Source organism: Flavihumibacter fluminis (assembly GCF_021491375.1).
GTDB classification, from domain to species: domain Bacteria; phylum Bacteroidota; class Bacteroidia; order Chitinophagales; family Chitinophagaceae; genus Flavihumibacter; species Flavihumibacter fluminis.
The window spans coordinates 1,207,320-1,228,187 of the sequence record NZ_JAKEVY010000001.1 but is presented as its reverse complement, the minus strand read 5'-3'; the positions used below and the strand labels follow the sequence as shown (position 1 = coordinate 1,228,187).

General features: G+C 45.9%; 17 protein-coding genes. 12 read left to right on the top strand and 5 right to left on the bottom strand.

What is annotated here, in order from left to right; all coding sequences use genetic code 11:
- Positions 1-27 precede the first annotated feature (27 nt).
- The 4 genes from L0U88_RS05495 to L0U88_RS05480 all read left to right on the top strand — a co-directional run bounded on the left by L0U88_RS05495 (position 28) and on the right by L0U88_RS05480 (position 6,208).
- Positions 28-3,108, top strand: coding sequence for an amidohydrolase family protein (locus tag L0U88_RS05495; protein ID WP_234864600.1), 3,081 nt, complete (start codon positions 28-30; stop codon positions 3,106-3,108).
- 11 nt (positions 3,109-3,119) lie between these two features.
- A complete protein-coding gene (locus L0U88_RS05490; RefSeq protein ID WP_234864599.1) occupies positions 3,120-4,430 on the top strand; it encodes an amidohydrolase family protein in 1,311 nt (436 codons plus the stop codon).
- 90 nt (positions 4,431-4,520) lie between these two features.
- Positions 4,521-4,967, top strand: coding sequence for a hypothetical protein (locus L0U88_RS05485; protein ID WP_234864598.1), 447 nt, complete (start codon positions 4,521-4,523; stop codon positions 4,965-4,967).
- A 32-nt stretch (positions 4,968-4,999) separates the two neighbouring features.
- Positions 5,000-6,208, top strand: coding sequence for a heparan-alpha-glucosaminide N-acetyltransferase domain-containing protein (locus tag L0U88_RS05480; protein ID WP_234864597.1), 1,209 nt, complete (start codon positions 5,000-5,002; stop codon positions 6,206-6,208).
- 7 nt (positions 6,209-6,215) lie between these two features.
- Here the strand turns inward: L0U88_RS05480 and L0U88_RS05475 are convergent, their stop codons facing one another.
- Both L0U88_RS05475 and secA read right to left on the bottom strand, forming a co-directional pair.
- On the bottom strand, positions 6,216-7,055 hold the full coding sequence (locus tag L0U88_RS05475) for a 3-keto-disaccharide hydrolase (protein WP_234864596.1): 840 nt from the start codon (positions 7,053-7,055) through the stop codon (positions 6,216-6,218).
- 87 nt (positions 7,056-7,142) lie between these two features.
- On the bottom strand, positions 7,143-10,469 hold the full coding sequence (gene secA / locus L0U88_RS05470) for a preprotein translocase subunit SecA (protein WP_234864595.1): 3,327 nt from the start codon (positions 10,467-10,469) through the stop codon (positions 7,143-7,145).
- Between the two features lie 211 nt (positions 10,470-10,680).
- Here secA and atpG point away from each other — a divergent pair, with 211 nt between their 5' ends.
- The 7 genes from atpG (at position 10,681) to L0U88_RS05435 (ending at position 17,295) form a co-directional block, all read left to right on the top strand.
- The gene (gene atpG, locus L0U88_RS05465) at positions 10,681-11,562 is read left to right on the top strand and encodes an ATP synthase F1 subunit gamma (protein ID WP_234864594.1); all 882 of its coding nucleotides are present in this window, start codon (positions 10,681-10,683) and stop codon (positions 11,560-11,562) included.
- A 127-nt stretch (positions 11,563-11,689) separates the two neighbouring features.
- A complete protein-coding gene (scpB, locus tag L0U88_RS05460; RefSeq protein WP_234864593.1) occupies positions 11,690-12,457 on the top strand; it encodes an SMC-Scp complex subunit ScpB in 768 nt (255 codons plus the stop codon).
- Between the two features lie 66 nt (positions 12,458-12,523).
- Positions 12,524-13,729, top strand: a complete 1,206-nt coding sequence (gene lysA, locus L0U88_RS05455; protein WP_234864592.1) for a diaminopimelate decarboxylase — start codon at positions 12,524-12,526, stop codon at positions 13,727-13,729.
- 68 nt (positions 13,730-13,797) lie between these two features.
- Positions 13,798-14,460: a ferritin-like domain-containing protein gene (locus L0U88_RS05450; RefSeq protein ID WP_234864591.1), complete on the top strand. Its 663-nt coding sequence runs from the start codon at positions 13,798-13,800 to the stop codon at positions 14,458-14,460.
- A 20-nt stretch (positions 14,461-14,480) separates the two neighbouring features.
- The gene (locus L0U88_RS05445) at positions 14,481-15,317 is read left to right on the top strand and encodes a ferritin-like domain-containing protein (protein WP_234864590.1); all 837 of its coding nucleotides are present in this window, start codon (positions 14,481-14,483) and stop codon (positions 15,315-15,317) included.
- Between the two features lie 92 nt (positions 15,318-15,409).
- The gene (locus tag L0U88_RS05440) at positions 15,410-15,895 is read left to right on the top strand and encodes a DUF4442 domain-containing protein (RefSeq protein WP_234864589.1); all 486 of its coding nucleotides are present in this window, start codon (positions 15,410-15,412) and stop codon (positions 15,893-15,895) included.
- On the top strand, positions 15,892-17,295 hold the full coding sequence (locus tag L0U88_RS05435) for an MBL fold metallo-hydrolase (RefSeq protein ID WP_234864588.1): 1,404 nt from the start codon (positions 15,892-15,894) through the stop codon (positions 17,293-17,295). Before L0U88_RS05440 ends, L0U88_RS05435 begins: the two co-directional genes overlap by 4 nt.
- Here L0U88_RS05435 and metZ read toward each other — a convergent pair.
- Both metZ and L0U88_RS05425 read right to left on the bottom strand, forming a co-directional pair.
- Complete coding sequence (gene metZ / locus L0U88_RS05430) at positions 17,288-18,454, bottom strand: O-succinylhomoserine sulfhydrylase (protein ID WP_234864587.1); 1,167 nt, start codon at positions 18,452-18,454, stop codon at positions 17,288-17,290. The two genes, L0U88_RS05435 and metZ, sit on opposite strands and share 8 nt — an antisense overlap.
- 11 nt (positions 18,455-18,465) lie before the next feature.
- The gene (locus L0U88_RS05425) at positions 18,466-18,888 is read right to left on the bottom strand and encodes an OsmC family protein (protein ID WP_234864586.1); all 423 of its coding nucleotides are present in this window, start codon (positions 18,886-18,888) and stop codon (positions 18,466-18,468) included.
- Positions 18,889-18,949: 61 nt separating this feature from the next.
- On the opposite strand from L0U88_RS05425, the gene metX reads away from it, so the two are divergent.
- Positions 18,950-19,969, top strand: a complete 1,020-nt coding sequence (gene metX / locus L0U88_RS05420) for a homoserine O-acetyltransferase MetX (RefSeq protein WP_234864585.1) — start codon at positions 18,950-18,952, stop codon at positions 19,967-19,969.
- Between the two features lie 207 nt (positions 19,970-20,176).
- On the opposite strand, the gene L0U88_RS05415 is transcribed toward metX, so the two are convergent.
- On the bottom strand, positions 20,177-20,866 hold the full coding sequence (locus L0U88_RS05415; RefSeq protein ID WP_234864584.1) for a LytR/AlgR family response regulator transcription factor: 690 nt from the start codon (positions 20,864-20,866) through the stop codon (positions 20,177-20,179).
- Positions 20,867-20,868 lie beyond the last annotated feature (2 nt).

The following is a 20,868-nucleotide window of genomic DNA, read 5'->3' as shown; positions in this document are numbered from 1 at the left end:
TTCACACAAACGAAACAAGTAACACTCATGAGAAAGCATTTTATGCTGCCTTCCGGCCTTCGGCTGCCCGCACTGCTCTGCGCTGTGCTCAGTGGTACACTGGCCCAGGCACAACCGACTTTCCCGGTCAATGGTATCGCTGATGAAAAAGTTGCCACTTATGCATTCACCAATGCAACTATTGTGGCAGAATCCGGATCCGTGCTCAATGCAGCTACCATGGTAGTTAAAGATGGCAAGATTCTCTCCATCGGTACCAATGTAGCTGTTCCGAAAGAAGCGATGGTGGTTGATTGCAAGGGAAAGTACATCTATCCTTCCTTTATTGATATGTATTCCGACTATGGTATGCCTCCCCTGGCTGCAGTTCAGCGTCGGTTTAATTTCAATGCTCCCGCACAGCTGACATCCAATCAGAAGGGCGCTTACGGCTGGAACCAGGCAATTCGTTCTAATGTGCAGGCTGTAACCCAATTTGCCGCCAATGAAGAAAAAGCCAAACAGCTTCGCGAACAGGGCTTTGGCACCGTACTTACCCATGTACAGGATGGTATTGCCCGTGGAACCGGCACCCTGGTTACCCTGGCTGATGATAAAGAAAATAAAACTGTTTTAAAAGATAAGGCTGCATCCCATTTCTCTTTCAGTAAGGGATCCTCCACACAGGTCTATCCCAGCAGTCTGATGGGGACGATCGCTTTACTGCGTCAAAGTTTTATCGATGCCCAATGGTATAAAAACAATGCTGCTAAAGAAGGACTTAATATAAGCCTTCAATCCTGGAATGAAAACCTGTCGCTGCCCCAAATCTTCGAAGCCAATGATAAATGGATGGCTTTAAGAGCCGACAAAATCGGTGATGAATTCGGCATCCAGTACATCATCAAGGCCGGCGGTAATGAATACCAGCGGATCCAGGAAATGGCAGCTTCCAAAGCCCCTTTTATCCTGTCGCTGAATTTCCCCCAGGCTATGGATGTAGAAGATCCGAACGATGCCCGCTTTATTTCTCTTTCCGATATGAAACATTGGGAAATGGCTCCCTCGAATGCGGCCGCGTTTGAAAAGGCCAATATTCCCTTTGCGCTTTCTGCAGCAGATCTTCGCGATACCAAACAATTCCTGGCGAATCTGCGCAAGGCAATTGAATACGGATTGTCCGAAAATAAAGCACTGGATGCCCTTACCAAAACTCCTGCAACATTACTGGGTGTTTATAACGAAGTGGGTAGCCTCACAACCGGCAAATGGGCCAATTTTATCATTACCAGCGGACCTGTTTTCCAGGAAAAAACAGTGATTTTGCAAAACTGGGTACAGGGTAAAAAATACGGAGTTAAAGAGGATAGCTGGTCTGCCCCCATGGGTGAATATCAACTGACTTTAAACACTACGAAGGGCCCGCAACAATACAATCTGCTGATCAAAGCAGGCGGTGCTGCTTCTGTTATTCAGAAAGATACCCTGGCCGGAAAATTCAGCTTCGATGGCAAACTGGTTAAACTCAGCTTCCCTGAAAGCAAACAATCCAAAAAGAATATCCGTCTCAGTGGTGTTAGTCAGGCCGATGGCTGGCAGGGTACCGGAGAAGATGCCAATGGCAATAAATTCTACTGGACAGCCAAAATGCTGAAGGAAGAGCCTGCTAAAACTGACAGTGCTAAAAAGAAAATTACTCCTGAATTGAGTGCGGTTCCTTTTCCTTTTAACGGCTATGGCTTTGAAAAAATGCCGGAACAACAAACCCTGCTGATCCGGAACGCCACCGTATGGACCAATGAAAAAGAAGGCAAACTGGAAGGTGCAGATGTATTGATTAAAAATGGCAAGATCGCAGCAGTTGGTAAAGGCCTGTCAGATGCCGGTGCAACAGTGGTGGACGGAACCGGCAAACACCTTACGCCGGGTATTATCGATGAACACTCCCATATCGCAGCTGCTTCCATTAATGAAGGCGGGCAATCGGTTACTTCTGAAGTGCGCATTGCCGATAACCTGAATCCGGAGGATATCAATATTTACCGTCAGCTTAGCGGCGGTGTTACATCATCCCATATCCTGCACGGTTCTGCCAATACCATTGGTGGACAGACCCAGCTGATTAAACTTCGCTGGGGGGCAGATGCTGAGGGACTCAAATTCGCCAACTGGATTCCCCAGATCAAATTTGCCCTTGGTGAAAACGTAAAACGTTCCAGCAGCAGTGCTAACAATCGCTTCCCTGACAGCCGAATGGGTGTGGAAGAAGTTCTGGTTGATGCGTTTACCCGTGCCCGTGATTATGAAAAAGCAATTGCCGCTGCTTCGGTTGTACCTAAGGGTAAGAAAGGGGCAACAGCCAATCCATGGGCTACTGTTCGCCGCGATCTGGAACTGGATGCACTGGTGGAGATCCTTAACAAAAAGCGATACATCACCTGTCACTCTTATGTTCAAAGTGAAATCACTGCAGCCATCCGTGTAGGTGACAAATTTGGATTCACTTTCAACACCTTCACCCATATCCTGGAAGGGTATAAGGTGGCAGATAAAATGAAAGCACATGGCTCAAATGCCAGCACGTTTTCCGACTGGTGGAATTATAAAATGGAAGTAGTGGATGCCATTCCGCAAAATGCAGCTATCATGCATGAAGTCGGTTTGAATGTAGCCATCAACAGTGACGATGCGGAAATGGCCCGTCGCCTTAACCAGGAAGCAGCCAAAAGTGTCAAATACAGCAATATGAGTGAGGAGGACGCCTTGAAAATGGTAACCTTGAATCCTGCCAAAATGCTGCATGTGGAAGATCGTGTGGGCAGCATCAAAATTGGTAAGGATGCCGACCTGGTACTTTGGTCAGATAACCCGCTCAGCATTTATGCAAAGGCTGAAAAAACTATTGTAGACGGAATTGTATATTTTGATCGTCAGCGCGACCAGGAACTGCGTGCGAAAATCACTTCAGAAAAGAGCCGCCTTGCACAGAAAATGATTGGTGAGAAAAAATCAGGCGCTCCAATGGCTCCGGCCCGTGCAAGTATGGAAATCATGCATACCTGCAGCGACCATGCGCATAGTCATGGACTGCTGGTGGTAGATGCCGATGAGATCAATTCTAACGACTAAACAAGACAACAATGAAAAACAACATAATTGCATTACTGGGAGCTTCCCTGATTTCAGCTGCTTCCTTTGCCCAGGAAAATGTTTATCCAGCGCCCGAATATAAGGGACTGCTTTTCCTGAAAAATGGTACCGTACATGTTGGTAATGGCCAGGTGTTGGAGAATACCACCATTCAGATCAACAATGGCAAGATTGAAAAAATCGGACAAAACCTGCCCATCCCAATGGATGATGTGAAAGTGTTCGATGTCAGTGGTAAACATATCTACCCCGGACTCATCCTTAGCAGCTCCACGCTTGGCTTAGTGGAAGTCAACAGTGTTCGGGCTACTATTGATCATACAGAAATAGGAGAGATCAATCCCTCCATTCGTTCTATTGTAGCTTACAATACCGATTCCAAGGTGATCAACACGCTGAAAACAAATGGTATCCTGATGGCTAATATTGTGCCTGATGGCGGACTGATCAGTGGTTCTTCCTCTGTAGTTCAGCTGGATGCCTGGAATTGGGAAGATGCTGCTGTGAAAATGGAAAATGGGCTTCATCTTAGAATGCCATCCCTGATCAACCGTCCTAACCGCTTTGCTTTCTTTATGGGGGCTGCAGCAGCTGGCGATCCGGTGAAAAGAGGGCTGGAGCAGATTGGCCAAATCAAGACCTTCTTTCGGGAAGCGCAAGCCTATGCAAATGAAACTGGCCGTACCAGTACAAACCTGAAGTACGAAGCGGTAAAAGGGCTGTTCAACAAGTCGCAGAAACTCTTCGTTCATTGTGATATCGTTAAGGAAATGCTGATTGCTGTTGATTTTGCCAAGGAATTTGGGATGGATGTGGTAATTGTTGGTGGTAGTGAATCTTACCAGATGCCCGAACTGCTGAAACAAAACAACATATCAGTAATCCTGAACCAGATGCACAGTTTGCCAACTTCAATAGATGATGATGTGGATCAGCCTTACAAAACTGCTGCTGCACTTCAGAAAGCGGGAGTTTTGTTCGCAATTAATGATGCAGACGGACAGACCAGAGGTCGGAACCTTCCCTTCAATGCCGGTACAGCTGCTGCCTACGGGTTAACCAAAGAGCAGGCCCTGCAAGCCATCACCCTGAATCCCGCGAAAATCCTGGGTATTGGTGATCAGGCCGGATCCATCGAGGTGGGTAAGGACGCCAGCCTTGTAGTGAGCGAGGGGGATATCCTGGATATGAGAAGCAGCATCATCCTGCATGCCTTTATCCAGGGACGTAAAGTCGATCTGACGGATAAACACAAGCAGTTGGATGAACGATACAGAAAAAAGTACGGACTTACTAAATAGTAAAAAAAAGGTAACCAACTCGGTTACCTTTTTTCTTGTGGTGGCAACCAAGTTCAAATTAATTCGTTCAGATCTTAAATGTTGAAACGTATGAAAAAGCATATGATGCAGATGGCGCTTGTTTTGTTTGTTAGTTTAGGTATGGTTGCCTGCGACAGGTTTGACGACGATAATGATGATCCAACCAATACGCCCGCGAATTCAGTAACCAACTCCTACCTGATCAATGGTAGCTGGAAAGTAAGCCTGCTTACTGATGATGGGAGAGACGAAACCAGCGATTACGACGGATATACCTTTGTTTTTGGAGATGACGGCAAGCTGACTGCCACCCGTGGAGCAGTTGCCACTACCGGTACCTGGCGCACGCGCAGGGATGATGGTAGCAATGAATTGGTTATCCAGCTTTCAACAACAGATAAAGATCTGCTGGAACTGAATGACGATTGGGATATCGTACTGAGCACCAACTCAAAAATTGAACTACAGGATGATAATGATGAACGCGACGAAAAACTACACTTTACGAAAAAGTAAAATTGGTATATTAGGGGGATAACCAAAACTAAATGAGCTCTGATTTTATCCCGAAAGCCCCCATCCGCGTGGCTTCTATTGATGTGCTCCGTGCACTCACCATGTTCGGAATGATCTTCGTAAATGATCTCTGGACATTGAAAGACATTCCCCATTGGTTAGAACATGTTGCAGCAGATGCAGACGGTATGGGCTTTGCAGATATTGTTTTTCCAGGCTTTCTTTTCATAGTTGGTATGTCCATCCCCTTTGCTGTAAGAAACCGGCAGGCGAAAGGAGATAACAAGCAACAACTTACCCTTCATATTCTCCAGCGCGGGCTTGCCCTGCTCCTGATGGGTGTATTCCTGGTAAATGGAGAAAATATCAATGAAACGGCCACCGGTCTTTCAAGGGGTACCTGGAATGTTATCAGCTGGATCGCTTTTATGGTGCTCTGGAACCAATATCCAAAACATTGGAATAAAACAGGAATCCGTATTGCCCAGGTACTGGCTTTAGTGGTGCTGGGGGCATTGGCTTTTGTCTATCGGGGTGGCGCAGCCGAAAATTTATCGGGATTCACTACCTGGTGGTGGGGCATTCTTGGTTTGATCGGCTGGGCTTACCTGTTAGCAGCTCTGCTCTTTACCTGGGTTAATGGGAAAATTATACCTCTCGCGGTTGCTGCAGTCCTCAGTTTATTAATTTCAGCAGCTCATCATCTTCATTGGTTGCCTGAACAGGGCTTGCTTAATACCCTTCTTTCACCCATTGGACATGGTGCCATGACGGCTTTTACAATTGGCGGTGCCTGGGCCTCACAGGTATTTTGGAAAGGACGTCATACAGATCAGTCTATGGCGAAACTGTCAGCTTTATTTGGAGGGTCAGCACTGCTCTTGCTTGTTGCCGGTTTTCTTACGCGGCCACTCTGGGGTATATCCAAAATCCAGGCTACCCCTTCCTGGGTGATGATTTGTGTGGCTATCTTCCTGGTACTCTTTTTACTGGTCTACCAGCTGGTGGATCAGCAACAAAAATCCAACTGGTTTGCAGCTATTCGTCCGGGAGGAACAGACACACTACTTTGTTATGCACTCCCTTATTTTGCGTATGCAATGATTCGTCCCTCCGGCCTTTACCTGCCCGACTGGGCTTTGACCGGATCAGTCGGATTGCTTAAATCTTTGCTGTTCTCTCTGTTAATGATTCAAATTGCCGGATGGTTGAGCAAAAAAGGACTTAAACTGAAATTATAACTGGTATTTACTTGCGGGACTGATCTCTGATTTTGTCCAGTGCCTCCTGGAGCTTTTGCCCGTCCTTTTTAAAGGATGAGAGATCCACTATCTCCACTTTTCTGTATTCAATGGGATGACTTTCTGATTGCAGGGAGATATATCCTTCACCAATCAGTCCTCCATCCGGAAGACCCATTCCCTTTACCCAGGGATCACGACCATCGTATTGCGGACGTGTATAGGTCAATACGGTATCTCCCTGAATAATATGCTTAATGATGGAATCACCCAATACCAGCATTTCTGCACGTACCCACTGGTCGCCATGATAGGTTTTGGAATTGGAGTTAACACAATGCGGCGTGAATAATTTGTCATTCAAAAAAACATTCGTTCCAGGTGTACACAGATTACCGGTAGTCCTGGGATCTTTGCCATTCCCACCAAGAAATTGTGCTTCCATTGAAATTGGAAAATCCTGTTCTTTTTTCATGCTTTCCGGAGACTGGCAATGCAACATCGCTCCGCTGTTCCGGATCGCCCAACCTGGACCTTCCTTCACCTGCTCACCTACAAAACGATATTCAACCCCCAGCAGGTAATGACTGTATTTATTCTTATGAAAAATATGACCATACTTTTCTTTGAATCCATCATATTGATCATAGGATACTTTCAACACTCCATTCTCGACCCGGAATGTGTTTCCGAAATTATCATTCAAATCATGGTCCTTGATTTTTACTTTCCAGTCGGTCATATCTTTCCCATTAAACAACTGAACCCACTGTAGGGAAGCCTTCTGGTTGCTGCTGCCACAGGAAAGAACAATGCAAATACAAAGGGTCGATAGAAGCTTTTTCATGCCGGTTGGTTTTGTCAGATTCGTTCGTAAGTTAAAAAAGAAAAGGTGCCCGAAGGACACCTTTTTATGTTTTACTCAATCGTTTGATTATGCTCCGTGACAGTTTTTGTATTTTTTGCCGCTACCACATGGACAAGGATCATTACGACCTACCTTAGGTCCAACCCGGATAGGTTCACGTACGGTTGGAGTTCCGCTCGGATCATAATAGTCATTCTGATTAGCAGCATAATCATCACCCCTCGCATCTACTTCTTCCTTGTTGGATTGCAGTTTGCTCATATCGGTTTTTTCTTCCCGACCTTCTTTAATGATCTCAGCAGGTTGCTGTTGTTCCATTGGTATTCCGCAATGGGCCAGGAAGGAAACGATTTCACGGTTCACTTCACCATCCATCTTACGGAAAAGATCAAAAGCTTCCATTTTATAAATTACCAACGGATCTTTTTGCTCCAGGTAAGCTGTCTGCACACTTTGCTTCAGGTCATCCATGGCACGCAGATGCTCTTTCCAGGAATCATCAATGAGCGCCAGCGTAATGGTTCTTTCCAGCGCATTGGTCAATTCCCGACCATTGGTATCAAGTGTCTTCTGCATATTGCTTAACACGTTGATGCCTTTACGTCCATCGGTAAACGGTACCACCACATTTTCAATATGATTGCCCTGTGTACTGCGAATATTCTGGAATACCGGTACTGCCTGCTGACCAACAGACTGCATTTTCTGCTGGTATCTTGCAGTAGCTTCCTGGTATAAACGATCTGCCAGTTGCTGGGCATTCCCAGATTTGAACTCTGCGGCTGTGATCTGTGTATCCAGTCCAAAATTCATGATTGCACCCAGTTTAAAGCCTTCAAAATCATCCTGCTCTCTGAAAGAAGTTACCAGTCCTTCTGCCACACCATAAAATGCATTGTCCAGATCAAGCGCCAGACGCTCTCCAAACAGGGCGTGGTTACGTTTCTTATAAACCACATTCCGCTGTTTGTTCATTACATCATCATATTCAAGCAAGCGCTTACGTATGCCGAAGTTGTTTTCTTCAACTTTTTTCTGCGCTCTTTCAATGCTCCTGGTGATCATGCTGTGCTGGATCACTTCACCTTCTTTATATCCCATCCGGTCCATCAGGGAAGCAATACGGTCTGATCCAAACATCCGCATCAGGTCATCTTCCATGGATACATAGAACTGAGAAGTACCTGGGTCTCCCTGGCGACCGGCACGTCCGCGTAACTGGCGGTCTACCCGGCGACTTTCATGGCGCTCAGTACCAATAATTGCTAATCCACCAGCTTCTTTCACACCTGGGCCCAGTTTGATATCCGTACCACGTCCCGCCATGTTGGTGGCGATGGTTACCGCACCTGCCAAACCAGCTTCGGCTACCACCTGGGCCTCCCTCGCGTGCTGCTTGGCGTTCAATACGTTGTGAGGAATCTTTTTACCCTGCAACATCCGGCTTAACAATTCACTTACTTCAACTGAAGTGGTACCTACCAGTACGGGTCTGCCGGCATTGCGGAGTTGCTCAATTTCTTCAATTACTGCAGTGAATTTTTCTTTCCTTGTTTTGTACACCAAATCCTGCTGATCCTTTCTTGAAATAGGCAGGTTGGTAGGAATCGTTACCACATCCAGTTTGTAGATATCCCACAATTCAGCTGCTTCTGTTTCCGCAGTACCTGTCATACCAGCCAGTTTGTGGTACATCCTGAAATAATTCTGAAGGGTGATGGTAGCATAGGTTTGTGTTGCTGCTTCGATCTTCACATTTTCCTTCGCTTCAATCGCCTGGTGTAAGCCATCTGAATAACGACGACCTTCCATAATACGACCTGTCTGTTCATCCACAATCTTTACCTGTCCTTCAATTACCACATATTCTACATCCTTGTCAAACAGGGTGTAGGCTTTCAGTAATTGCTGTATGGTATGAATGCGATCCGCCTTTAATGTGTATTCGTTTAACAGCGCTTCCTTTTGCTGCAGTTTGTCTTCTGCGCTGGCAGTTGCGTCTGCTTCAATTTCTCCCAGTTTGGAACTGATGTCTGGCAGCACAAAGAAATCAGGATCTTCCCCGGAACGGGTGATCATCTGAATCCCTTTTTCAGTCAGGTCAACAGAGTTGTTTTTCTCATCAATATAGAAGTACAATTCGGCATCTACCTTTGGCATCTCTTTCGATTGATCCGCCAGGTAATAATTTTCCGATTTCTGTAGTTTTACTTTTACACCCGGTTCACTCAGGAATTTAATAAGTGCACTCGTTTTGGGCAAGCCACGATAGGCGCGCATCAGGGCAAGGCCGCCATCTTTAGGGTCATCATTTCCTTCTGCAATCTTTTTTCTTGCTTCAATAAGGAATTTATTCACCATCTGCTTCTGTGCTTCCACCAATTGCAGTACTCTTGGTTTCAGCAAATGGTATTGCTGTTCTTCACCGCGAGGTACCGGTCCGGAAATAATGAGTGGTGTACGCGCATCGTCAATCAATACGGAGTCCACTTCATCCACCATGGCAAAATGATGTTTCCGCTGTACCATTTCATCCGGACTGTGCACCATGTTATCACGCAGGTAATCAAAGCCGAATTCATTATTGGTGCCATAAGTGATATCCGCCATATAGGCTCTTCTGCGCTCTTCACTGTTAGGTTGGTGTTTGTCGATGCAATCCACGGTCAATCCAAGCCATTCGAAGATGGGACCATTCCATTCAGAGTCACGGCGGGCCAGGTAATCGTTCACCGTTACAATATGAACTCCTTCGCCAGCCAGCGCATTCAGATAGGCGGGCAGGGTAGATACCAGGGTCTTACCTTCACCGGTTGCCATTTCGGCAATTTTTCCTGAATGCAGCACAAAACCACCAATCAGCTGCACATCGTAATGCACCATGTTCCAGGTTACGATATTGCCACCTGCTGTCCAGCTATTGCTGAAATGGGATTGATCGCCTTCAATTTTAATGTGTTCTTTTTTAACCGCCAGCTGCCTGTCCAGATCGGTGGCGCTGGAAATCATTACCGGGTTTTCCTTGAAGCGGCGGCTGGTCTCTTTTACTACTGCAAATGCCTCCGGAGCGATCTCTTTCAGCACCTCTTCCAGCTGCTCGTTTTTCTTCTTTTTGAGTTTGTCAACCTCCTGGTAAATTGCGTCCTTTCCGGAGAAATCACTGAAGGGCAGTGCTTCCGCCTGGGCGTTCAGTTGTGCAATTTCTTCATTTATGGAGCTTACATGTTGTTGGATCCGATCCTTGAATTCCCTTGTCTTGCCTCGCAACTGATCGTTGCTAAGTGATTGATAAGCAGCAAAATATTCATTCGCCTTGGCAACTAATGGCTGGATGCTTTTAACGTCTTTTTCCGATTTGCTTCCGCCAAATAGTTTCTGAATAAAACCTAACATCGTTTTGGGTATTGTCTTAAAAGATTTCGTTTCTGCGCATAATTAACTCTGTCAATTTCAGTGCTACACTTCCTGTTTAGTCAAATTGTCAGGCTGGCAAAGGTACGGCAAGCCAACCGGAATTGGAAGAGCCACATTTTCCAAGCGGGATTTATTGAAATTACCTGTTTTCTTTTACCTTTGCGGCCAAATTGAGGAAAATCACCCTACTATGTCAGGAGCATTAAAAGAAGTACGCAACCGGATCAAATCCGTTCAGAGCACTCAGCAGATCACAAAAGCCATGAAAATGGTAAGTGCCGCCAAATTGCGCCGTGCACAGGATGCGATTCTTCAGATGCGTCCGTATGCTACCAAACTGCAGGAAATGCTGTCCAATATTGTCAGCAATTCTGAAGGTGAAGTAGGGGGATCCCTGGCTAGCGAGCGTCCGGTGGAAAAAGTACTGCTAATTGTTATTACCAGTGATCGCGGACTGGCAGGTGCCTACAATGCCAATATCATTAAAGCAGCCAAAGCGGTTATTGCTGAGCGTTACAGTGCCCAGCAGGCCCAGGGAAATGTGAAGATCTGGAACATTGGTAAAAAAGGATATGAGGCCATGCTGAAAGCCAACTACAAGGCAGACGCTACTTATAAAGACATTTTCCTTGATCTCCGTTTTGAAACAGTTCAGGCCTGTGCCCAGGCTGCTGTCAAGGCCTTTGAAAACAAGGAGTTTGATGTAGTTGAAATTGTATACAGTGAATTCAAGAATGCCGCTACCCAGCGTTTTGTGGTAGAGCGTTTCCTGCCAATTCCCAAGGTTACAGCTGCAGCCAATGCCAAAAAAAGCGATTTCATTTTTGAGCCCAATAAAGAAGAACTAATTGCGGAACTGATGCCCAAAATTCTGAACACCCAGTTATACAAGGCGGTACTGGATGCCAATGCATCTGAACACGGAGCCCGTATGACGGCCATGGATAAGGCATCTGAAAACGCGAACGAACTGCTTCGCAGTCTGAAGATCAGCTACAACCGCGCCCGCCAGGCTGCCATCACTACCGAACTGACCGAGATCGTGAGTGGTGCTGCTGCGCTCCAGGGCTAATTTCAGGGGCTTTTCCACATTGTGTATAACTCCATTTCCTGTTTTTAGCATTTTTGAGAAGCTTGCGGCATGTTCATTGCTGCCTTAGCATAGGATCGTGTGTATTGGAAATTAAAATGTCGAAACCATGGAAATCGGAAATATCATCCCTCATATTGAAGCCCTCATTTTCGCAAGCGAAAAACCGCTGGGTGCCATCGAACTGACAGATCTTATTAACCAGGCTTTTGGCTTTATGGAAGATAAGTTGACGCTGGATCAGATTGAAGCCGGCATTGAGGGAATCGTTGAAAAATACCAGTCAGAGTTTTATCCTTTTGAACTCCGTTTCAGCGGTGGTGGCTGGCAATTCCTTACCAAGAAGGAATACCACAAAACCGTTGCCCAGCTGAATGGTGATAAATTCCTCAAGCGCCTGAGTCCGGCTGCTATGGAAACCCTGGCGATTATTGCCTACAAGCAACCCATCACCAAAGGTGAAATTGAATCGATCCGCGGCGTTAGTGCTGATTACTCCATCCAGAAATTACTGGAAAAAGAATTGATCGTGATCAGTGGCCGTAATGAAGATATGCCTGGTAAACCCCTGGTATATACAACTTCCCGCTCCTTCATGGACTATTTCGGATTAAATGGTCCGGAAGACCTCCCGCGTATCCGGGAAGTACTGGCTGACCAGGTGGTGGAACCAACACTCTTAAGCGGAGGACAGGTACATGTTGCCAATGGCGATGATGAGTCCATTACAGACACACTGGTTGAAACCATCGAAGATGCAGATACCAACCGCGTTTGGCTGGTTAGCGAAACCGGTGAATTACTGGAGGCCAACGACCAGCAGGAGGAAGACAATCAACAGGAAGACACATCTCCTGAAGAAGATCCTGAACAATAAGCAGCACTCCCTTCAGAAATAAGACAGAACTGCTGTATATTCGCCAAATTTGCAAGCAATCTAGTTATGTCTTATTTATCGGATGAAACGCTGGTGCAGTTAGCACAGGAATATGGTACGCCTCTTTATGTGTACAATGCCAATCAAATTAGTGAGCAGTACAATAAATTGCAGTCCGCCTTTAAAAAGGTGAACGCACGTTTCTTTTATGCCTGTAAAGCACTCAGCAATATCAATGTACTCAAGTACATTGAATCACTCGGAGCATCACTGGATTGCGTAAGCATTCACGAAGTGCAACTCGGTCTTAAAGCCGGTTTTGCACCCGATAGAATTCTCTTTACCCCCAACTGTGTTGATTTTGCCGAAGTAGATGAAGGCAAAAAACTCGGAGTGAATATTAATATTGATAACATTTCTATTCTGGAGCAGTTCGGCTCCAAATACAAAGGCTCTTATCCAATTTGTATCCGGTTTAATCCCCATATCATGGGAGGAGGGAATTATAAAATTTCAACCGGACATATAGACAGTAAGTTTGGTATCTCTATTCACCAGTTGCGTCATATTGAACGTGTGGTGAAAACAACCGGTCTCAATATTGAAGGGATTCACATGCATACCGGTAGTGATATCAAGGATGTAAATGTATTCCTGCAGGGACTCGAAGTAATGTTTGAACTCGCTACGCATTTCCCGAACCTGAAATTTATTGACCTGGGTAGTGGATTCAAAGTGCCTTACCAGGATGGGGATGTGCAGACTGATATTGATTTGCTGGGAGAAAAAGTAGCAGAAGCGTTTGCAGCCTACCAACAGGAAACAGGAAAAGAACTGCAGGTTTGGTTTGAACCCGGAAAATTCCTCGTGAGCGAGAGCGGGTATTTCATTGTGAAAGCCAACGTTATCAAACAAACTACCGCAACTGTTTTTGTGGGTGTAAACAGTGGTTTCAATCACCTGATTCGCCCCATGTTCTACGATGCCTATCATAGAATCCGTAATATTTCAAACCCCAAAGGCAGTGATCGTATTTACACTGTTGTGGGTAATATCTGTGAAACCGATACGTTTGCCTGGGATCGCACCCTGAATGAAGTGCGTGAAGGCGATTTCCTGGTTTTCTATAACGCAGGAGCCTACGGTTTCGAAATGTCTTCGAATTTTAACAGCCGCTTAAAACCGGCAGAAGTTATGATGTTGGATGGTGATGCGAAACTGATTCGCCGCCGCGATACATTTGAAGATTTACTACGCAACCAGGTAATTTAAAAACTACCCAATCCAGACATTTCGGTTTCTCGTAAATGGAATATCCATTAACCAGAAAATCGAAATGTATGATCCAAAAATCTTCTGAGGCCTTATCAAGGCGTGCCTTTCTTGGTATGGCAGGTGCAGCTACCGGCATCATGGTGCTTGCTTCTTCCTGCGACAAGAATGACGACAACATGATGAACAATGGGGTAGATCTTGGTAGCGGGGATGTGGGCATCCTCAACTACGCCTATGCGCTGGAACAACTGGAAGCTGCTTTTTATACCAGAGTTGCACAGTCGCCCTACAATGGAATTTCAGCATCCGAAAATGCCTTGCTCACCGATATCCGCGACCATGAAATCGCTCATCGTGAATTCTTCAAATCCGCTCTTGCAGGAGCAGCTATTTCCAATCTCGAATTTGATTTCAGTGCCATTGATTTCGGTAGTCGTGCCAGTGTGTTGGCAACCGCCAAGGCATTTGAAGATCTCGGGGTCTCCGCTTACAATGGTGCCGGTAAACTGATAGTTACACCTGATTACCTAACACTCGCAGGGAAAATTGTATCGGTTGAAGCCCGTCATGCCGCTTATATCAGAGACCTGATCAGCAATGGAAGTTTTGCTGATAATACAGTTGTTGATATGAATGGCCTGGATACCAGTCGCATGCCAGTGGATGTACTGGCTGTTGCTGCTGGCTTTATCAAAACAAAAATCAATGCGTCTAATCTTCCCCGTTAACACCACAAAAAAAGAATGTTATGGAATTCCTACACATCATAAATGAAATTGAAAAAGTGGATCCCGAAATGCCGGATAGACTCAGTGATCGTCGCACTGCCATGAAATCTTTCGCTGGCATCGGAGCAAAAATTGGCCTGGCCGCACTTCCTTTTTTTATCGGATCCATTTTCAAAAAGGCTTATGCCCAATCAGGTCCCTCTCAAAATGTTGTCCTGGATGTATTGAATTATGCGTTGACGTTAGAATACCTTGAAGCAGAATTCTATGCTATGGGTATAGCAAAAGGAACCGCTCTGGTGCCTGCCGGAGCTCCTGCTGCTGCCATAAAAACGATTGGTGATCATGAAGCTGCGCATGTGGAATTTTTGAAGACTGCAATCACTGCATCTGGCGGTACACCGGTTTCCAAACCAACCTTCGATTTTACTGCAGGTGGAACTTTTGCCAATGTCTTCTCCGATTACGCCACTTTCCTCGCGGTTGCCCAAACCTTTGAAGATACAGGCGTACGCGCTTATAAAGGCAGAGCTGCGGAAATAACAGGCGGCGGAGACCTGCTCACTGCAGCACTCAATATTCATTCAGTGGAAGCCCGCCATGCCGCACATATCCGAACCATGCGCAAAGCAAATGGTTTTGGGGATGTGAAGCCCTGGATCACTGGAAAAGAATCCGGTATAGGTTCGGTTGTGCAAGCCAGTTATGATGGGGAAGAACTGAGCACACAGGCCGGCATTAACATTGTTAACATCAATGGTGCAATGATCTCTGCCTCGGCTGCTACGGAGGCTTTTGATGAAGGCCTGACCAAAGAACAGGTATTGGCCATTGTTGGTCCTTTTATTGTTCAGTAATACGGTCCGGTTGTGTTGTTGTGCCGCGTCTTAAGACGCGGCCTTTTTATTTCACACGGATTTGGTATATTTAGTTACAATCCATCTGCAACATGCATGATTCGAACTCTTTCCTGCAATTGGTGAATAGTTCCTTCCGGTTTCGGTTGTTCATGCTCATGAAATTACCCAGTGCTTTTTTTGCCGGTGTTCGGGTGGTGTCTGCATCGGATGAACGTTGCGATGTTTCGGTTCCTTTTAAATGGTTCAGTCAAAATCCTTTCCGCTCCACCTATTTTGCTTGTCTTGCAATGGCCGCAGAAATGAGTACAGGTTTGCTGGCGATGTCCCAAACCTGGAAAAGACAGCCAGCGGTTTCCATGCTGGTAACCGGTCTCGAAGCTGCCTATCATAAAAAGGCAACCGGGATCACTATTTTCACCTGCTCACAAGGCAGAGAAATTGCTGAAGCGGTAAATCTGGCAGTTACTACCGGCGAAGCACAAATGATTCGGATCCTGTCAAGAGGAGTAACCCAATCCGGAGAACTCGTGGCGGAATTTTATATTACCTGGTCTTTTAAAACTAAAAAAATATGAAGATTGCTTTCCACGGTGCAGCCCGTTCAGTTACGGGTTCCAAACACCTGCTTACCTTGAAGAATGGTCGTAAAATCTTGCTGGACTGTGGAATGTTCCAGGGAATGGGCAAAGAAACGGACTCCCTGAACCGGCATTGGGGTTTCGAACCTTCAGAAGTGGATCTTGTAATTCTTTCCCATGCACATATAGATCATAGTGGTCTCCTGCCCAAACTTGCCAGTGATGGTTTCAAAGGGAAAATTTATTGTACTCCCGCCACCCGTGCCCTTGCTGGAATTTTATTGGAAGACTCTGCTGAAATCCAGGAAGATGATGTGAAATACATCAACAAAAAAAGAGCAGCTGCCGGTCAGCCATACCTGAAACCATTATACACCAAGGAAGATGCGCATGCAGTAAATGGGATGTTTCATGAAGTTGAATATGGAAACTGGTTTGAAATTGAGGAAGGAGTCGAGTTGCTTTTTACCGATGTGGGCCATATCATTGGAAGCGCCGCTGTTCACTTACGCATAACCGAAAATGGGAAAACAGAACAGCTAACCTTTAGCGGAGATGTTGGCCGCTACCGCGATATCATTCTTCGGTCCCCGGAAGTTTTCCCGCAAGCAGATTATATCATTCTTGAATCTACTTATGGGAATAGCCTGCACGACCTCCAGGTTACTACTCCCGATCACTTGCTGGAATGGATTGAAAAAGTTTGTGTTCAACGCAAGGGGAAACTGATCATACCAGCCTTTAGTGTCGGCAGAACGCAGGAAATTCTTTATTCCCTCAACCAACTCGAAGTTGAAAGAAGGTTGCCTGAGCTGGACTATTTTGTAGATAGTCCGCTCAGTATTGAGGCAACGGAGATGATTAAACGCTATCCGCAGTATTTTAATAAGACCATTCAGCGCCTGCTAGAAACAGACAATGATCCCTTCCATTTTAATGGTCTCAAATACGTTAAAACGGTGGATGAATCCAAGCTGCTTAATTTCCGGAATGAACCCTGCGTCATTATCAGTGCAAGCGGCATGGCCGATGCAGGAAGAGTGAAGCACCATATTAGTAACAATGTCGAAAACAGTCGCAATGCCATATTGATGGTTGGTTATTGTGAACCCAGTTCTCTGGGTGCACGACTCCTTTCCGGAAGAAAGGAAGTCTCCATTTTTGGTGTAGAACACGAAGTACATGCAGAAATTGGTTCGGTTCGAAGTATGAGTGCTCATGGCGATTACGAAGACCTTAGCCAGTGGCTGGGTTGCCAGGATTATAAGGCTGTTAAAAAACTATTCCTGGTGCATGGAGAATACGATGTACAACAACAGTTCAAACAACGTCTCCTGAACAAAGGATTCCTGGATGTTGAAATCCCCGAACGCCATTGGGAAGTTGGACTTAGCTGAGCTCCAACGCCTGCAGGATATCTTCCAGGATATCCTGTTTGTTTTCCAGGCCAACTGAAATCCGAATCAAGCCCGGACTGATACCTACAGCCATTCGTTCGGCTTCTGTCAGTTTACCATGTGTGGTACTGGCCGGATGAGATGCGATGGAGCGGGTATCTCCCAGGTTCGCAGACAGTGATAACATCTTCAGGTTGTTCAGAAACTTTCTGCCAGCTTCCACGCCACCATTTAATTCAAAGCAGACAATGCCACCGCCATTTTGCATCTGCTTTTGAGCAATTGCATATTGCGGATGGTTAGGCAAAAACGGATATTTAACCCAGGATAATTTCGGATGTCCTGATAATTGTTCTGCCAGGTACATCGCATTGGAGGCATGGCGGTCCATGCGTACTTCCAGTGTCTCGAGACTCTTGCTAAGTATCCATGCATTGAAGGGCGATAAAGAAGGACCCGTACTTCTGCAAAACAGGTAGACCTCTTTTATTAACTCTTTTTTACCCAGTACAACACCTCCCAATACACGTCCCTGGCCATCCAGCCATTTGGTAGCGGAATGTATTACCAGGTCGGCTCCCCAGGCTGCCGGCTGCTGATTCACCGGAGTTGCAAAACAGTTGTCTACATTTACCAGCAATCCATATTTGTCCGCCAGTTTTCGCACTGCTTCCAGGTCAATGATTTCCAAAGCAGGATTCGTCGGCGTTTCAAGGTAGATCATCTTTGTGTTGGGCTTGATCGCTGCTTCCCAACTACTGATATCTCCTGCATCTGCATAACTATGTTCAATGCCATACTTGGGAAGGTATTTGGTGATGACCGTATGCGTGCTTCCAAAAATGCTGCGGCAGGCGAGCAAATGATCTCCTTGCTTGAGAAAACTCATGAAGCTGGCAAAGATGGCACTCATTCCGGAGGCGGTAGCAAATCCTGCTTCGGTTCCTTCCAGCGTACACATCCTGTCTACAAATTCCTGCACATTCGGATTGCTGAAACGACTGTAAATATTGTCCTCCGTTTCATCCGCAAATGCTGCCCGCATATCTTCTGCATTGTCAAAGCAGAAACTACTGGTCAGATACATGGGCTGGGAATGTTCCATCTCATTCGTGCGTTCTATCTGTGTGCGAATGAGTTTTGATATTGGGTGTTTCATGTACTTCTTTCTTAGGCTTTGATTCTTACCTCGTAACTTATCTCACAGCCTCCACGACGCAGGGTCTCAGCAACTGAACAATATTTATCCATGGATAACTGGGCTGCACGTTTGGCTTTGTCCTCATCGATTGTGCCACCCAGGGTAAATATGATGGTTGCTTTTTTCCAGAGAGCCGGTTCCTTCCCCGTTTCTCTTTCTGCTTCAATGTGCATATCAAAATGTGTGATCTCCTGGCGCTGCTTCTTCAAGATGCTTACTACGTCAATTCCGCTACAACCGCCTAACCCCATCAGCAGTAACTGCATCGGGCGAACACCAAAGTTGTTTCCTCCGGTTTCCGGACTCGTATCAATTTTTATGGTATGTCCATTGGCATCAGTTGCTTCAAAGCCATAATCACCCGATGTCCTGATCACGTCAATTTTAATCATGTTAGCGGATTTTTTTATCAATTCTTACAAAGGTAACGGAGGGAGCGTTTACTTTGCAGTTATGCAGCATCGTTTTGTATCGCCCCGGCCCTTTACCCTGGAATCCGGGGCAGTTCTGAAAAGGCTGGAAATTGTTTATCATACCTATGGCACCCTGAACCCGGCAAAGTCAAATGTGGTTTGGGTTTGTCATGCGTTAACGGCAAATGCGGATGCGGAAGCCTGGTGGCCCGGACTGATCGGCTCCGGAGCTGCCATCAATCCTGAAGAATATTTTATCGTCTGTGCCAATATTGTTGGTTCCTGTTACGGCAGCTCGGGCCCCCTTTCTGAGAACCCGGCTACCGGGAAGCCCTATTTTATGGACTTCCCCAGGCTCACCATTCGGGATATCGTGCAGGCGCATATCCTGCTGAGAAAACACCTCGAACTCTCCGAAATCCACCTCCTTATGGGAGGTAGCATGGGGGGGTACCAGGTGCTGGAATGGGCGCTGATGGAACCTGCAGTTATCCGCCAGCTTTTCCTGATCGCCACCTCGGCAGCAGAAAGCGCCTGGGGGATTGCCATCCATGAAGCACAACGCATGGCTATTGAGGCAGATCCCTCCTGGAAAGATGCCAGTGATCAGGCCGGTCGAAATGGACTGAAAGCTGCAAGGGCCATCGGTATGCTGACCTACCGGAATTATGACGCGATGATCAAACAGCAAAAGGAAGCAGATCCTGAAAAGGCAGATGATTTTAAAGCAGCCTCCTATATGCGATACCAGGGGGAGAAACTGGTGAACCGGTTTAATGCACAAGCCTATTGGCTGCTCACCAAGGCACTCGATAGTCACAATATCGCAAGAGGCCGAAATGCAAGTCTGGAAAAAACACTGGAAACTATTCAACAACCAACATTGGTAATGGGAGTCTCAAGTGATTTGCTTTGCCCGGTTGCTGAACAAGTAAAAATTGCCAGTCATCTTCCACATGCCCAGTACATCGAAATCGATTCTGCCTATGGTCACGATGGCTTCCTCGTCGAAGCCCCTACCATCGGCAAAGAACTGAAAGCCTGGTTGTACCGCGTTTAAATGTCGTCTCCCGTCTCCCTCCTCCTTACTCCCTTGTCCTTTCCTCCATACAAAAAGCCCCGCTGGACTTGCGGGGCTAAAACTTTTGTGGACTAAACTGGTTACTTACAAGATCAAAGATCCGATCTCTTTATGGCTTTCAGAAATTGATTCGATCAGTACCAGCCTTTTGTCGATTAATGGAAAAATAGCTTCGATAAATTGATTTTATACGATTTTGATTCTGCTCATTACTGTACTCCTGTTTGCTTTGCTCACCGGGATTTTGGCATTGGCAATATAGAGTGTATTGTCCCTGATATCAGAAATCTTATTCATGTTGATGATATAGGAGCGATGCACTTTACAGAAAACATCCGGATTGATTTTTTCCGTCAACGCTTTGATCGTATTGTGACTGATGATCTTTTTATCGTTCGTGATAAATTTTACATAGTCGCCCATACTCTCGATGTATAATATATCATCGTTATTCAGGCGGATTAGTTTGCCATCGCTTTTGATGAACACATGCGACATTTCTTCCGGCTCCTCTTTTTTCTCATTCAGTGGCTTTAGTTTTTCCAATGCCTGTGCAAAACGCTGGTAGCTGAAAGGCTTGCGCAGGAAATCGGTCACACTGTATTCGAATGCGTCAAATGCATATTCGGTTTTGGAGGTAGTCAGAATTACCTGTGGCTGGTATTGCATCTGGTCCAGCAGGCTAAAGCCATTTGCGCCGGGCATTTCAATATCCAGGAAAATAAGGTCTACAGAATTTTCACTGAGGTAGGGAATTGCCTCTTCGGTTGATTTGAAACTTCCTACCACATTGACTTTTCCACTTTTAATGCAATATTTCTGCAATACGTCTGCGGCAACGGAAAGATCTTCTACGATAACAGCTGTAAATTTCATGA

Coding starts and splice junctions, on each gene's coding strand:
- L0U88_RS05495 (WP_234864600.1), top strand. CDS start 28: ATGAGAAAGCATTTTATGCTGCCTTCCGGCCTTCGGCTGCCCGCACTG.
- L0U88_RS05490 (WP_234864599.1), top strand. CDS start 3,120: ATGAAAAACAACATAATTGCATTACTGGGAGCTTCCCTGATTTCAGCT.
- L0U88_RS05485 (WP_234864598.1), top strand. CDS start 4,521: ATGAAAAAGCATATGATGCAGATGGCGCTTGTTTTGTTTGTTAGTTTA.
- L0U88_RS05480 (WP_234864597.1), top strand. CDS start 5,000: ATGAGCTCTGATTTTATCCCGAAAGCCCCCATCCGCGTGGCTTCTATT.
- L0U88_RS05475 (WP_234864596.1), bottom strand. CDS start 7,055: ATGAAAAAGCTTCTATCGACCCTTTGTATTTGCATTGTTCTTTCCTGT.
- secA (WP_234864595.1), bottom strand. CDS start 10,469: ATGTTAGGTTTTATTCAGAAACTATTTGGCGGAAGCAAATCGGAAAAA.
- atpG (WP_234864594.1), top strand. CDS start 10,681: ATGTCAGGAGCATTAAAAGAAGTACGCAACCGGATCAAATCCGTTCAG.
- scpB (WP_234864593.1), top strand. CDS start 11,690: ATGGAAATCGGAAATATCATCCCTCATATTGAAGCCCTCATTTTCGCA.
- lysA (WP_234864592.1), top strand. CDS start 12,524: ATGTCTTATTTATCGGATGAAACGCTGGTGCAGTTAGCACAGGAATAT.
- L0U88_RS05450 (WP_234864591.1), top strand. CDS start 13,798: ATGATCCAAAAATCTTCTGAGGCCTTATCAAGGCGTGCCTTTCTTGGT.
- L0U88_RS05445 (WP_234864590.1), top strand. CDS start 14,481: ATGGAATTCCTACACATCATAAATGAAATTGAAAAAGTGGATCCCGAA.
- L0U88_RS05440 (WP_234864589.1), top strand. CDS start 15,410: ATGCATGATTCGAACTCTTTCCTGCAATTGGTGAATAGTTCCTTCCGG.
- L0U88_RS05435 (WP_234864588.1), top strand. CDS start 15,892: ATGAAGATTGCTTTCCACGGTGCAGCCCGTTCAGTTACGGGTTCCAAA.
- metZ (WP_234864587.1), bottom strand. CDS start 18,454: ATGAAACACCCAATATCAAAACTCATTCGCACACAGATAGAACGCACG.
- L0U88_RS05425 (WP_234864586.1), bottom strand. CDS start 18,888: ATGATTAAAATTGACGTGATCAGGACATCGGGTGATTATGGCTTTGAA.
- metX (WP_234864585.1), top strand. CDS start 18,950: ATGCAGCATCGTTTTGTATCGCCCCGGCCCTTTACCCTGGAATCCGGG.
- L0U88_RS05415 (WP_234864584.1), bottom strand. CDS start 20,866: ATGAAATTTACAGCTGTTATCGTAGAAGATCTTTCCGTTGCCGCAGAC.